At 68.2% G+C, this 13,435-nt stretch carries 12 protein-coding genes; 9 read left to right on the forward strand and 3 right to left on the reverse strand.

From position 1 onward, the window contains the following. Positions 1–87: 87 nt before the first annotated feature. From ACQ450_RS15540 to ACQ450_RS15555, 4 genes are all read left to right on the forward strand, one after another. Positions 88–483 carry a hypothetical protein gene (locus ACQ450_RS15540; protein WP_188054591.1) on the forward strand — a complete coding sequence of 132 codons (396 nt, stop codon included), beginning with the start codon at positions 88–90 and terminating at the stop codon, positions 481–483. Positions 484–562: 79 nt separating this feature from the next. After that, positions 563–838, forward strand: coding sequence for an HPr-rel-A system PqqD family peptide chaperone (locus tag ACQ450_RS15545; protein WP_431469950.1), 276 nt, complete (start codon positions 563–565; stop codon positions 836–838). Further along, entirely contained in the window at positions 835–1,695 is an 861-nt protein-coding gene (locus tag ACQ450_RS15550; RefSeq protein ID WP_431469951.1) for an HprK-related kinase A, read from the forward strand. The genes ACQ450_RS15545 and ACQ450_RS15550 overlap by 4 nt, the downstream gene beginning before the upstream one ends. Next, positions 1,692–2,702: a nucleotidyltransferase domain-containing protein gene (locus ACQ450_RS15555; RefSeq protein ID WP_431469952.1), complete on the forward strand. Its 1,011-nt coding sequence runs from the start codon at positions 1,692–1,694 to the stop codon at positions 2,700–2,702. The genes ACQ450_RS15550 and ACQ450_RS15555 overlap by 4 nt, the downstream gene beginning before the upstream one ends. On the opposite strand, the gene ACQ450_RS15560 is transcribed toward ACQ450_RS15555, so the two are convergent. Then, positions 2,677–3,360: an HAD-IA family hydrolase gene (locus ACQ450_RS15560; protein ID WP_431469953.1), complete on the reverse strand. Its 684-nt coding sequence runs from the start codon at positions 3,358–3,360 to the stop codon at positions 2,677–2,679. The genes ACQ450_RS15555 and ACQ450_RS15560 overlap by 26 nt on opposite strands. A 74-nt stretch (positions 3,361–3,434) precedes the next feature. Here ACQ450_RS15560 and glmU point away from each other — a divergent pair, with 74 nt between their 5' ends. From glmU to glmS, 3 genes are read left to right on the forward strand one after another with little or no spacing between them, the layout of a single operon-like run. Next, on the forward strand, positions 3,435–4,787 hold the full coding sequence (gene glmU / locus ACQ450_RS15565) for a bifunctional UDP-N-acetylglucosamine diphosphorylase/glucosamine-1-phosphate N-acetyltransferase GlmU (protein WP_431469954.1): 1,353 nt from the start codon (positions 3,435–3,437) through the stop codon (positions 4,785–4,787). After that, complete coding sequence (locus ACQ450_RS15570) at positions 4,784–5,095, forward strand: hypothetical protein (protein ID WP_188054596.1); 312 nt, start codon at positions 4,784–4,786, stop codon at positions 5,093–5,095. The genes glmU and ACQ450_RS15570 overlap by 4 nt, the downstream gene beginning before the upstream one ends. Positions 5,096–5,116: 21 nt before the next feature. After that, positions 5,117–6,940, forward strand: a complete 1,824-nt coding sequence (glmS, locus tag ACQ450_RS15575; RefSeq protein WP_431469955.1) for a glutamine--fructose-6-phosphate transaminase (isomerizing) — start codon at positions 5,117–5,119, stop codon at positions 6,938–6,940. Positions 6,941–6,946: 6 nt separating this feature from the next. Here glmS and ACQ450_RS15580 read toward each other — a convergent pair whose 3' ends face one another. After that, complete coding sequence (locus tag ACQ450_RS15580; RefSeq protein ID WP_188054598.1) at positions 6,947–7,303, reverse strand: response regulator; 357 nt, start codon at positions 7,301–7,303, stop codon at positions 6,947–6,949. Continuing rightward, positions 7,300–9,468, reverse strand: a complete 2,169-nt coding sequence (locus ACQ450_RS15585; protein WP_431469956.1) for a PAS domain-containing sensor histidine kinase — start codon at positions 9,466–9,468, stop codon at positions 7,300–7,302. Before ACQ450_RS15585 ends, ACQ450_RS15580 begins: the two co-directional genes overlap by 4 nt. A 165-nt stretch (positions 9,469–9,633) precedes the next feature. Here ACQ450_RS15585 and ACQ450_RS15590 point away from each other — a divergent pair, with 165 nt between their 5' ends. Continuing rightward, positions 9,634–11,553 carry a GGDEF/EAL domain-containing response regulator gene (locus ACQ450_RS15590; protein ID WP_431469957.1) on the forward strand — a complete coding sequence of 640 codons (1,920 nt, stop codon included), beginning with the start codon at positions 9,634–9,636 and terminating at the stop codon, positions 11,551–11,553. Continuing rightward, positions 11,553–13,427: a sensor histidine kinase gene (locus tag ACQ450_RS15595; RefSeq protein WP_431469958.1), complete on the forward strand. Its 1,875-nt coding sequence runs from the start codon at positions 11,553–11,555 to the stop codon at positions 13,425–13,427. The genes ACQ450_RS15590 and ACQ450_RS15595 overlap by 1 nt, the downstream gene beginning before the upstream one ends. The last annotated feature ends 8 nt before the right edge of the window (positions 13,428–13,435 follow it).

Genomic DNA, 13,435 nt, shown 5'->3' on the forward strand with positions numbered 1-13,435 from the left:
CGTCTCCTCTAGCCGAAGTTTTCGCGGTCGCGGTAGGCGCTTCGATGCTTTACCTTTGCGAAAGACCGATCGGGCACAAGGACAGCGATGGCGGACGAAGCACCTCCCGAACCGCAAGGCACCACACGCCGCCGCGCGCTGATGCTGGGCGCCGCGGGGGCGACGGCGATCGTCTCGATTCGCCCGGCACTCGCGCAGACCAGCGCCTCGGTGATGAACTGCGAGATTCCCGTCCCCGATCCGGGCCGCGCGGGCAATTATATCGCGCCCGACGGATCGCTGGTGCCGCCGGGCACGCCGGGCGCGTTTCCGCCCACCGGCATGTCGTTCAAGGGCGAGGACGTGAAGCGGGCGCTGTCGGGCGGCACGCTGCCGGGCACCACCTATGAGCAGAGCCGCGCCTATACCAATTATATCCGCCGGCTTCAGTCGGGCACCAGCGGCTTCACTTGCTTCGCTTCGCTGCAGATGCCGCGGGGCTGAGGCGCCTGGGCTTTCCGCATTGCTCGGTTGAAGTGAAGGGCAGTGCCTCATCCGGCTCGGCACGAAGGGGGAAGGAGCCGTGACCGCCAATCGCTATCGCGCTGCCGATGCCGCGACGCTGCGGATCGTGCCGCTCGACGCGCTGACTTTGGTGTTCCACCGCGCCTCCGGCATCACGCATGTCGTCGACTCGCCTGTTCCCGAGATCCTCGAGGCGCTGGGGGAGGAGGTGCTGACCGCGCCCGATCTTCTGGGTCGTCTGACCGCCCGCTACGAGCTGGGCGACGCCGATCCGGTCGCGCTGGCGGTGCGGCTGGACGAACTGGCTGCGGCCGGGCTGGTGGAGCGGCTGTGAGGCACGCGGCATCGCTTCGTATCGGCCCGATCGGCTTTCGGATCGGCAGCGATTGGCGCGGTCCGGTCGCCGCCGTGCGCGCGCTCTATTCCGACTATCCGCAGCCCGACGACGATATCCCCGATTTCAACGTCCATCTTTTCGCGGCGCGGCCGTGGCGGCGCATATTGCGGCCTTCGGTGCAGATCGGTGGCGACTTCGTCATTCCCGATGCCGCCCCGCTGCCGCTGGCGCAGGGGCTGCTCGCCGCCGAGATGGGGATGAACCTCCAGATGGCGCTCGGCCAGCGGCGCTATCTGTTGCTCCATGCGGCCACTGCCGAGCGCGAGGGGCGGACGATCCTGATGACCGGCATCTCGGGCGCGGGCAAATCGACGCTGGCGGCGCTGCTGATGGCGGGCGGCTGGCGCCTGATGGGTGACGAGTTCGCGCTCGTCGATCCGGCGACCGGCCGTGTCCACGCCTTTCCCCGGCTGGTCAGCCTGAAGAACGAAGGCATTGCCGTGGCCGAGGCGGCGCTGCCCCGGGCGCGCTTCGGCCCGCGGCTGGAGGGCACGCCGAAGGGAGCGATCCGTCACCTGGTTCCCGATGCCCGCGCCATCGCCGCAATGGCCGAGCCGGCCGATCCCGCGCTGATCCTGTTCCCGCGCTTCGGCTTCGAGGCGGCCGAGCGGCCGGTGCTGCCGAGCGAGACCTTCGTTCGGCTGACTCAGGCGTCGACCAACTATACCGCGCTCGGCGAACGCGGGTTCGAATCGCTCACTCGGCTGGTGCGCGACGTGCCCGCGCGGGCGATCGACTATCCCGACGCGCAGACCGCGCTCGCCCAGATCGAGCGAATCTGGAGCGCGTTGTGAGGCACGACGGCCGCCTTCTCGCCGCAGCGCTGCGCGATCCCGGCTCGACCGCCGCGCTCGATTCCGCCGGCTGGACCGCATTGCTTGCCATCGCGCGCGCCGAGCAGCTGATCGGCACGCTCGCGCAGCGGCTCGAAGGGTTGCCGATTCCCGAGGCGGTTCGCCGCATCCTTGCCGACGCGCGGGCTTCGGCCGAGCAGGGGCGCGTCGTCGCGCTGTGGGAAGCGGAGATGGCGCGTCGCGCGCTGGCGCCGAGCGGAATGCCGGTGATGCTGCTCAAGGGTACCGCCTTCGTCGCGGCGGGCCTTTCGGCAGGGCGCGGGCGCCAGATCGGCGACCTCGACATATTGGTGCCGCGCGACCGGATCGACGAAGCCGAAACGGCGCTGATCGCGGCGGGATGGGAATGGGTGAAGCCCGATCCCTATGATGACGCCTATTACCGGAGATGGATGCACGAGCTGCCGCCGCTGATCCATCGCGAGCGTGACCGGATGATCGACGTGCATCACACGATCCTGCCGCTCACTGCGCGGATCACGCCCGATGCCGCCGCGATGCTGGCCGATGCGCGCCCGCTGGCGAACGGACTGCGCATCCCTTCGCCCGAGGATCTGCTGTGCCACGCCGCCGCGCATCTGTTCGCCGACGGTGATCTGGCGGGCGGCATGCGCAATCTGTGGGACATCCACTGCCTGCTCGACGAGTTCGGCGGGCCGGGGTTCGCCGAGCGGCTGGAAGCGCGCGCCAGGCTGCATGGGCTGGAGGCGGAGATGGCCCGCGCGCTGCGGCTGCGGGCGGCCCTCTATACCGGCGAGCAGTCGAGGCTGGTCGGGGCGGATCGTCTCTATCTGCGCCGGTTGACTGCGCGCGACGGATGGGGACGCCAGATCCGGAAGGCCACTCGCCTCGGCTTCTACATCCGGTCGCACCGGCTGCGGATGCCGCCGCATCTGCTGGCGCGGCATCTCTGGACCAAGTTCAGGAAGGGCCATTCGCCAGGCTGAGCAGCGTCGGGACGAGATCCTCGTAGTGGTCGATCACTGCATCCGCGCCAAGCTCCTCGACCGGGCCGAGCAGGAAGCCGAAGCTGACTGCGATCGCCGGAACGCCTGCGTTCCGCGCCGCGCCCATGTCGTAGATCGAATCGCCCACGAATGCCGCGCGGCCGCCGCCGCAGCGGCGGATCATCTCGTCGATCGGAGCGCGATGCGGCTTGGCGAAGCCCTTGCCCATCGTGTCGCCGCCGATCAGGCAGGCGAAGCGCTCGCGCAGGCCGAGCGCGCCGAGCAGCTTTTCGGCGAAGCCTTCGAACTTGTTGGTGACGACGGCGGTGGTCACGCCCAGCGCGTCGAGCCGGTCGAGTGCGTCGATCATGCCCGGAAAGGGCCGAGTGCCGTCGGCGATATGCTCCTCATAATGGCCGAGCAGCAGCTTGTAGAGGCGGCGGAACTCGTCGTCCGGGCATCCGCCGGTCGCATCGAGCGCCTGGCGCAGCATGTTCTTCGCGCCGCCGCCCACCATCGGCACCACGTCGGCGGACGTCAGCAGCGGGCGCTCCGCCGCGGCGAGCGCATGGTTCACGGCGGCGGTCAGGTCGGCGCTGGTGTCCAGCAGGGTTCCGTCCAGATCGAAACCGACGATGTCGAAGGGGAAGGATGCCATGGCGGCGCTGGTGCCAGCATCGCTATGGAATTGGCAAGGAGATCATGGCAGGGGCAGGGCTTCAGGAGGCTTGCATGACCACGCCGGTAGCCGCCGTGATCCTTGCCGCGGGCAAGGGGACGCGGATGAAATCCGATCTCCACAAGGTGCTCCATCCGATCGCCGGACGGCCGATGCTGCTGCATCTCGTCGCCAGCGTGGGCGCGCTGGCACCCGAGCGGACGATCGTCGTCGTCGGCGCCGGGCGCGAGCAGGTCGAGGCGGCGGTACACCCGCATGGCGCCGAGACGGTGCACCAGGCCGAACAGCTCGGCACCGGCCATGCCGTCGCGCAGGCGGAAGCGCCGCTCGCCGGTTTCGCGGGCGACGTCCTGATCCTCTATGGCGATGTGCCGCTGGTGACGCCCGCCACGATGCGGCGGATGCTCGATCGGCTGCACGGCGACGATGCGCCCGCCGCCGTCGTGCTCGGCTTCCGGCCCGCGGATCCGGGCGCCTATGGCCGCGTGATCGCCGATCCCGACTGGCGGATCGCCAAGATGGTCGAGTTCAAGGACGCGACCGCGCAGGAGCGCGCGGAGACGCTCTGCAACTCGGGACTGATGGCGGTTCGTTCCGCAGACCTGTTTGCGCTGCTTAGGCGGGTAGGCAACGACAACGCCGCCGGCGAATATTATCTGCCCGATATCGTCGTGCTCGCCGCTGCCGACGGCCGCCACAGCGCAGTGATCGAAACCGACGCGCGGGAAGTGGCGGGTGTGAACAGCCGCGGCGAGCTGGCGGCGCTCGAATCCGAATGGCAATCGGCCCGCCGCGCGCGCGCGATGGCCGAGGGCGCCACCTTGACTGCGCCCGAAACCGTGTGGTTCGCGCACGATACGGCGATCGGCCGCGACGTGACGATCGGGCCCAATGTGGTGTTCGGACCCGGCGTGGCGATCGCCGACGGTGCGACGATCCACGCCTTCTGCCACATCGAAGGCGCGACGATCGGGTCGGGCGCATCGGTCGGCCCCTTCGCGCGGCTGCGCCCCGGCACGCAGCTGGGCGAGGGCGCGCGGATCGGCAATTTCGTCGAGACGAAGAAAGCGGTTCTCGGCAAGGGTGCGAAGGCGAACCACCTCACCTATCTGGGCGATGCGGTGATCGGCGCCGGCGCCAACATCGGCGCCGGGACGATCACCTGCAACTATGACGGGTTCGGCAAATACGGCACCGAGATAGGGGCGGGGGCCTTCGTCGGATCGAACACTGCGCTTGTCGCCCCCGTCTCGGTGGGCGCGGGCGCGATGATCGGTGCCGGGTCGGTGATCACCGCGAATGTCGAAGCCGATGCGCTGGCCGTGGCGCGCGGCACGCAGGAGGCGCGGCCCGGCTGGGCCCGACGCTTCCGCGAGCGCATGGCCGCACGGAAAGGAAGCACATGACCGATCGTTACGAAGGCAAGCCGTTCCTCAAGCTCCTCGACAGCTACGTCCTCGATGCGATCGACGCGCTCGACACCACCGCCGAGGCGGCGCTGACCGCGATCGAGCCGCAGCTGCGCGACAGCTATGGCGTGCAGGGAAGCTGGCGCGAGATCGTGGTGCGCGAGATGCAGTTTCCCGAAGGGATGCAGGGTGCGATCCGCGAAGTCTGGGAGAAGGGCCGGGTGCGGTTCGTCCAGACGGTCGGCAAGGAGCCCGATCCGGTCGAATTCGCCCGCACCTTCGTCGACACCAATTTCCCCCGCTGACCGAAAAGGAACGCCAAGCGCATGTGCGGTATTGTCGGTATTCTGGGCGCGGAAGACGTCGCTGGTCGCTTGTTCGACGGGCTGAAGCGGCTCGAATATCGCGGCTATGACTCGGCCGGAATCGCGACGCTGCACGACGGCGCGATCCTGCGCCGCCGCGCCGAGGGCAAGCTGGCGAAGCTGGGCGCGCGGCTGGCGGAGGATCCGCTGCCCGGCACGATCGGCATCGCGCACACTCGCTGGGCGACGCACGGCGCGCCGACCGAGGATAATGCGCACCCGCACATCGTCGGCGACGTCACGATCGTTCACAACGGCATCATCGAGAATTTCAAACCGCTGCGCGACGAACTGATCGCCGACGGGCGCACGTTCAACAGCCAGACCGACACCGAAGTGGTCGCGCATCTGGTGGACCGTGAACTCAAGGCGGGCAAGTCGCCGCAGGACGCGGTCGCCGCGGTGCTGCCCCGGCTGCACGGCGCGTTCGCCATTGCCTTTCTGTTCGCGAACCAGCCCGATCTGCTGATCGCCGCGCGGCAGGGCGCGCCGCTGACCGTCGGCTATGGCGAGGGCGAGAATTACCTCGGTTCGGACGCGCATGCGCTGGCGGGGCTGACCCAGCGCATCGCCTATCTCGACGAAGGCGACTGGGCGGTGCTGACGCGCACCGACATCGAGGTGTATGACCGCGACAATCGCCCGGTCACGCGCGCGATCGTGCCGTCGGGCGTGTCCCCGGCGATGATCGACAAGGGCAATCACCGCCACTTCATGCTTAAGGAAATCTTCGAGCAGCCGGTGGTGGTGGCGCAGACGCTCGCGTCGTACGTCCGGCCCGTCGAGCAACGCGTGGCGCTGCCCGACATGGCGTTCGATCTGGCGGGCACCGAGCGCGTGGCGATCGTCGCCTGCGGCACCGCCAGCTATGTCGGGATGATCGGCAAATACTGGATCGAGCGGTTCGCGCGGCTCCCGGTCGAAGTCGATGTCGCGTCCGAGTTCCGCTATCGCGATCCGGTGCTGCTGCCGAACACGCTCGGCGTCGTCGTCAGCCAGTCGGGCGAGACCGCCGACACGCTGGCGGCGCTGCGCCACATGAAGGCGAACGGCATGACCACCGCCGGCATCATCAACGTGCCGACCAGCTCGATGGCGCGTGAGGTCGATCTGCTGCTGTCGACGCACGCCGGGCCGGAAATCGGCGTCGCCTCGACCAAGGCGTTCACCTGCCAGCTCGCGGTCATGGCCGCGCTCGCGGTCAATCTCGCTCGCGCCAGGGGGCTGTTGTCGGAAGGCGAGGAACGCGAGATCGTTCGCCATCTGCTCGAGGCGCCCGCCGCGATCAACGCCGCGCTCCAGCACGATGCCGAGATCGAGGCGATGGCGCATACCATCGCCGGTGCCCGCGACGTGCTGTATCTGGGCCGCGGTCCGGAATATCCGATGGCGCTCGAAGGCGCGCTGAAGCTCAAGGAAATCAGCTACATCCATGCCGAGGGCTATGCCTCGGGCGAGATGAAGCACGGGCCGATCGCCTTGATCGACGATTCCGTGCCGCTGATCGTGCTGGCGCCGTCGGGGCCGCTGTTCGACAAGACCGTTTCCAACATGCAGGAGGCGCAGGCGCGCGGCGCGCAGGTGGTGCTCATCAGCGATGCCGAGGGGCTCGCCCAGGCCGGCGAGGACGCGATGGCGACGATCGAAATGCCCAAGGTGCATCCGCTGATCGCGCCGCTGGTCTATGCGGTGCCGGTCCAGCTGCTCGCCTATCATGTCGCGGTCGCCAAGGGCACCGACGTCGATCAGCCGCGCAACCTGGCCAAGTCCGTCACCGTCGAATAGCGCGGGCTAGGCCAGCACGCGCTCCAGCGCCGCCGCCAGATCGGCTTCGCGATAGGGTTTGCCGAGCAACGGCACGCCTTCCTCGAAGCCCGCGGGCGCATTGCCGTAGCCGCTGGCGAAGACGAACGGGATGCCGCGCGCCCGCAGCGCCGCGGCGATCGTGTCGCTGCGTTCGCCCGCCAGGTTGATGTCGAGAACGGCGGCGTCCGCCTGCGCGTCGCGGGCGAGCGCCAGTCCTTCGGCGAGCCGTCCGGCGGGGCCGATCACGCTGCACCCAAGCGCCATCAGCATGTCTTCGAGGCACATCGCGACGACCGGCTCGTCCTCGACGATCAGCACGCGGATTCCGGCAAGGCGGCTCATGCGGCCGCGCTCGGGATCGGCGCTTCGACGGTGCAGCGCAGCCCCTCCGGATCGAAGTGGATCGTGACGCTGCCGCCCAGCTCGGCGGCCAGTCCGCGCTCGATCATCCGCGTGCCGAAGCCGCGGCGTTCGGGGTGGCGCACGGGCGGTCCGCCGCGCTCGGTCCATTCGAGCAGCAGTCGGTCCGTGTCGCGGCTCCAGCGGATCGTCACCGCTCCCTCGGCCACCGAAAGCGCACCGTGCTTGACGGCGTTGGTCGCCAGTTCGTGCACCGCCAGCGCCAGCGAGATCGCGGTCTTGGGGGCGAGCGCGAGGTCGGGTCCGTCGAGCAGGAAGCGGCCTTCGCCGCCGCCGTGCGGCGCGACCGCGTCGCTGATGATCCGCGCCATCGAAACCGGCGACCAGTGTTCGCGCGTGAGCAGATTGTGCGCTTCGGACAGCGCTGCCAGCCGCCCCTCGAACGCGGCGCGCGCCGCCGCCATGTCTTCCTCGATGCGGAAGGTCTGCTGCGCAATGCCCTGGACGATCGCCAGCGTGTTCTTCACCCGGTGGTTGAGTTCGTCGATCAGCAGCCGCTGATGCGCCTCGAACCGCTTGGCTTCGGTCACGTCGCGCGCGATCGCGTGCAGCCCGGTGATGGTGCCGTCCTCTTCGTCGAACGTGAGCTGTGAATTGACTTCCCAGACCAGCTCGCGCCCGTCGCTCGAGCGCACGCGGATCGTGTGCCGCGTGGTCCCGCCCTCGATCAGCTTGCGCCGGAGCATCTCGCGGCTTTGGGCGAACTGGTCCGCGTCCATGAAATCGCCGATCGAGCGGCCGACGAGCTGATCCTCCGCATAGCCGAGTGCAGCGAGCAGCGCGGGGTTCACCGACGTGATCCGGTGATCGAGATCGCAGGTGATCAGATAATCGTTCGCCTGTTCGAAGATCGTGCGGAAGCGCGCCTCGCTGGCGCGCAATTCCTGTTCGGCGCGCTTGCGCGTGGTGACGTCGAACGACACGCCCACGAACCGCCGGGCGCGCTCCTCGCCCTGCTCGATGCAGCTTCCATGGCTCTGCAGCCAGCGCTCCTCGCCCGTATCGGCCCGGTGGATCCGATACTCGATCGTGAAGGGGCTCGAATCGTCGAAGCAGCCGAAGGCAGCCGCGCGCACCGCTTCGCGATCGTCGGGGTGGACGCGCGCCAGCCAGTCGTCGACCGAGCCCTCTCCGGCCGGATGGCGCTCGAGTCCAAGAAGATCAAACCGGTTTGCGGACCAGACTCCGCTCATCGAGGCGAGATCGAGTTCCCAGGTCGCCATGCCCGCACATTCGACGGCGAGGCGGATGCTCTCCTCGCTCTTGCGCAGCGCGATCTCGTTCGCGCGCCGATCGGTGACATCGATCGTGACCGCGAGCGTGCCAAAGGGCTCGCCGTCTTCCCGGCGGAGGATCGCGACCGAATTGTTCACCCACACGATCTCGCCGTCGCTGCGGACATAGCGCTTCTCGAGCACGAACGGCACGCGCTCGCGAATGGCGCGATCGAACAGCTTCTGGTTCCTGCCGAGATCGTCCGGATGCGTGATCGACTGCATCGTCCGGTCGAGCAGCTCCGCGCGCGTCCAGCCGGAGATCGCGCAGAAGCGGTCGTTCACCAGCGTGAACCGGCCGCTGAGATCGGTCTGGGCGAAGCCTGCCGTCGCCTGATTGACGAAGGCCGAAAGCTGCGCCTCGCGCTCGCGCAGCGCGAGTTCGGCTTCCTTCGCCTCGGTCACGTCGTGGGCGACGCCGATGAAGCCGATGTGTCGTCCCCGCGCGTCGCGCCGCGGCTGCGACACCGACCGCAGCCAGCGCCAGCTGCCGTCGCCGCGGCGATAGCGGCCCTCGAGCGTGAAGGTCTGCAGACCGGCCTCGCCGGCGATCGACTCCTCGACGATACGATCCTGATCGTCGGGGTGGATGATCGCGCGCCAATCGAACACCAGTGCCGCGGGATAGTCGACGCCGAGGAAATCCAGATAGGCACGGTTCACGAAGCTGCGGGTCCGGTCGAGGCGAGTCACCCAGATCGGCACCGGTGCGCTATCGGCGATCAGGCGAAATTCGTTCTCGCCGCTGGGCAGCGGTTCAACTCCCGGCGTGCGTCCGGCCGCTGGCTCGGCATTGTACTCGGAACTGGCCATCGGTCTCGTGGTACTGCGCTTTTGCGATGAATCAATTGCTAAGCGCACCGCACGCTCTGCGGCAGTTCCGCCGGGCCAGGCGGGGGCGGAGCCGCGCCAGCTTTTACTGCGCCTTAACCCTGCCCGGTTACGCCATGGCAAGGCTGTTGCAGGGGATCATCGGCAGTGCGCATTCTGATCGTGGACGACGAACCGGCGATGCACCAATCGTATCGCCAGGTGTTCGGATCCGGCGCCACCGGCGCGGGGAGCAGTGCCGCGCTTTCGGCGATGGCGGCCGAGCTGTTCGGCGACGATGAAGGCGCCGGTGATGCGCCCGATGCCCCGTCAGCGAACGATTCCATCGTCTTTGACTGCAATCACCAGAGTCAGGGCCTCGATGCGGTCGCCGAAGTGGAGGCCAGCATCGCGAGCGGCGAGCGGTTCGCGGTCGCCTTCATCGACGTGCGCATGCCCCCCGGTATCGACGGCAAGGAGACCGCCAGGCGGATCCGCGCGCTCGATCCCGACATCAATCTGGTGATCGTCACCGGCTATTCCGATTTCTCGCCGCTCGACATCAGCCGCGCGGCGGGTCCCGCGGACAAGATCTTCTACATCGCCAAGCCGTTCCAGGCCGAGGAAGTGCTCCAGACCGCGAGCGCGCTGGCGCACCGCTGGCAGGTGGACCGCGAACTCGCGCAGGCGCGCGAGGCGCTCGCCGCCAAGATCGACGAGCTCGAGGAACAGAAGCTCGAGCTTGCGGCAAACGAATCCAGGGCCGTTCACTTGGCCAATCACGATCCGCTGACCGATGCGCCGAACCGGCTCGCTTTTCTCCGCGCGCTTACCGAGCATGTTCGCGGCCGGGATTGCTTCGCGATGGCGATGATGGACCTCGATCGGTTCAAGCTCGTCAACGATACGCTGGGCCATCTCGCGGGCGACGAGCTGATCCGCATGGTTTGCGAGCTGCTTCAGCGCACCGTGCCGGAGGGGAGTCTGGTCGCGCGGCTGGGTGGCGACGAATTCGCGGTGCTGATGAGGGTGATCGGCGAGGACGAGGCGGCGATGTGCTGCGAAAAGCTCATCAAGGCCGTATCGACGAGCTTCAAGGTGTTCGGCCACTCGGTGCAGGGCGGCGCCTCGATCGGGCTGGTCGTCGTCGATCCCGACGAGACCACCGATCCGATCGACGTCATGCGTCGCGCCGATCTCGCGCTCAACGAATCCAAGCGTGCCGGCCGCGGCGTCGCGCGCTCGTTCGACGAGAGCATGGACGAGTCGATCCGCTTCCGTCGCCAGATCGAGAGCGGCTTGAGTCAGGCCATTGCCAATGGCGAACTCCGGCTGGTCTATCAGCCGATCGTGCATCGCGACCGGCTCGAAGTCGTCGGGTTCGAGGCGCTGATGCGGTGGAACACCGAGGAATATGGCCCGATCTCGCCGGCGATGTTCATTCCGATCGCCGAGGAATCGAACCTGATCCACGAGCTCGGCGACTGGGCGATCGACGAGGCGCTCAAGACGCTCCAGCACTGGCCGGGGCAATATGTCTCGGTCAATTTCTCGCCGCGCCAGTTCCGCCGGCAGAATTTCGTCGGCCATGTGATCGAGCGCGTGCAGCGCAGCGGCGTCTCGCCCTCGCGCTTCCAGATCGAGATTACCGAAACCGCGATCTTCGACGATGCCGAGCGTGCCGCCGAGACTCTCTATCGCCTGCGCCAGATGGGGTTCCGCATCGCGCTCGACGATTTCGGCACCGGCTATTCCTCGCTGTACAACATTCGCAAATTCGCGCTCGACTGTCTGAAGATCGACCGCAGCTTCATCGACGGCATGGGCCGCGAGCGCGAAAGCGCCGCGATCGTCCATTCAATCATCCATCTCGGCCGCGCGCTGGGGCTCGAAGTCGTCGCCGAGGGCGTCGAGACCGAAGCGCAGCTCCAGACGCTGCTGACGGCCGGATGCAGCCATCTGCAGGGCTATCACCTCGCGCGTCCGGTCGACGCCGATCAGGCGCTGGCGCTCGCCGAGCAGCGCTATTTCGCGGCGGATGACGAGGCGGAGCCGGAGCTACAGGCGAGTTACGGGACCACCGGCTGATGCGGGCACTGCTCGCCGGCGCCGCGCACGGGCTGCGCAGGCGTATTCCCGTGTCGCTCGGCGCGAAGCTCGTCCTGATCCTCACGGCGGTCGGTCTGCTCGGCTCGGCGGCGATCACGCTGCTGCTCGCCGCGATCATCACGCCGAGCTTCAACCAGCTCGAAAACAGCGCCGTTTCCGCGCATGTCGAGCGCACCCGTGCCGCGCTGGCGGATTTTGGCGCAAAGCTGGAGACGGCGGTGCGCGACTATGGCGACTGGACCGACAGCTACGACTATATGGGGCGCCCGAACCGCGCCTTCGAGGAGGATTCTTTCTCCACCACCGCGATGGCCAATCTGGCGGTCCCCGGCATGGCCTATGTCCGCCCTGACGGATCGGTCGTGCTCGCGCGCTGGATCGATACCGCGACGCAGGAGGATTCGCCGGAGATGAAGGCGCGCTTCCTGCACAAGCTCGCGCAGGTCGATCTCGATGCGATTGCCGGGAGCGACAGTTCGGGCAGTTTCTACATGCGGCTGGACGACATGATCGCCGCGATCGGCGTCGCGCGCATCCGGCGCAGCGACGGCACCGGCGATCCGCGCGGCTATGTGGTGATGGCGCGCACGCTCACGTCGGAACAGCTCAGCCGGCTGCTCCAGATCTCGGCGCGGCTCGATCTCGACACTCAGGTCAGGGAGCTGACGGTCGTGCCGCACGTCTCGCGCGTCGAAATCGCAGTGCCGGTCCGCGGCCCCGGCGATACGCCGGTCGCGACCGCTGCCTATTCGGTGCCGCGCGATCTGTCGCTGCTCGGCAAGCGGATGCTGCTTTTCGCCACGCTCGGCACGGTGCTGCTGATGGGCGTCGTGCTGATCGTGTTGCGGCGGGCGATCGCCCGGCTGGTGCTCCGGCCGCTGCACCGGGTCGAGCGGCACATGGGGCTGGTACGCGAATCCGGGTCGATGCGGCTGCTGAAGGAGGCGCCGCGCGACGACGAGATCGGCAGCCTCGTCACCAGCTTCAATTCGATGCTCCGCCAGCTCAAGGATCTGCGCGAGCAGCTCGAGATGCAGTCGTTCAAGCTCGGCCGTTCGGAAAGTGCGGTCGCGGTGATGCACAATGTCCGCAACGCACTCAATCCGATCAGCACCATCCTGAGCCAGGGGCTCGGCCGCTCCGAGGCAGTCGATCGAGGCCTGATCGACAAGGCGGTCGCCGAGCTGATCCGCGACGACTTGCCGCCCGCGCGACGGCAGAAGCTCGCGGCCTTCCTCGCCGCAGCCACCGAAGCGATGGAGGCCGAGCGCGAGGAGCGCCGCCGCCAGCTCGAGGTGGGGCGCGAGGCGCTGCACCATGTCCTCGAGATCATCGGCAAGCAGCAGGAAGCGGCGCACGAGCGGCCGCAGCTCGAAGCCTGCGACATTTCGGACATCATCGCCCAGAATGCGACGATCGCGCGTTATTCGGGCGGCAGCTCGATCGCGTTCGGCTTCCCCTCGACGCCGCACTGGGTGCGCGCGAACCGCGTGATCCTGAGCCAGGTGGTCGGCAATCTCTTCGCCAACGCCGCCGAGGCGATCGCGGCGACCGGGCGCGAGAGCGGCAGCATCTCCGTGTCCGTCACCGAGGCGGAAGACAGCGTGCGCGTCGTGATCCGCGACGATGGCGACGGCTTCGAGCCCGGCTCGGCGCCGACGCTGTTCCAGCGCGGTTTCTCCACCCGCAAGCACAAGTCGGGCGGGCTGGGGCTGCACTGGTGCGCCAATGCGCTGGGCGCAATGCAGGGCAAGCTCGAGCTGCGCAGCGACGGTCCGGGCACCGGCGCGCGCGCCGTGCTCACGCTGCAGGCGGCGGGGGAGATGCGGGACAGCGAGGATCTCGCCGCCTAGTCGCCGGG

Origin of the sequence: Sphingosinithalassobacter sp. LHW66-3 (genome assembly GCF_050703275.1) — a bacterium.
GTDB lineage: Bacteria > Pseudomonadota > Alphaproteobacteria > Sphingomonadales > Sphingomonadaceae > Sphingomonas.

What these genes read in the sequence shown, in the direction of transcription:
- ACQ450_RS15540 (WP_188054591.1), top strand. Translation starts at nt 88, where the DNA reads ATGGCGGACGAAGCACCTCCCGAACCGCAAGGCACCACACGCCGCCGC.
- ACQ450_RS15560 (WP_431469953.1), bottom strand. Translation starts at nt 3,360, where the DNA reads ATGGCATCCTTCCCCTTCGACATCGTCGGTTTCGATCTGGACGGAACC.
- glmU (WP_431469954.1), top strand. Translation starts at nt 3,435, where the DNA reads ATGACCACGCCGGTAGCCGCCGTGATCCTTGCCGCGGGCAAGGGGACG.
- ACQ450_RS15570 (WP_188054596.1), top strand. Translation starts at nt 4,784, where the DNA reads ATGACCGATCGTTACGAAGGCAAGCCGTTCCTCAAGCTCCTCGACAGC.
- glmS (WP_431469955.1), top strand. Translation starts at nt 5,117, where the DNA reads ATGTGCGGTATTGTCGGTATTCTGGGCGCGGAAGACGTCGCTGGTCGC.
- ACQ450_RS15580 (WP_188054598.1), bottom strand. Translation starts at nt 7,303, where the DNA reads ATGAGCCGCCTTGCCGGAATCCGCGTGCTGATCGTCGAGGACGAGCCG.
- ACQ450_RS15585 (WP_431469956.1), bottom strand. Translation starts at nt 9,468, where the DNA reads ATGGCCAGTTCCGAGTACAATGCCGAGCCAGCGGCCGGACGCACGCCG.
- ACQ450_RS15595 (WP_431469958.1), top strand. Translation starts at nt 11,553, where the DNA reads ATGCGGGCACTGCTCGCCGGCGCCGCGCACGGGCTGCGCAGGCGTATT.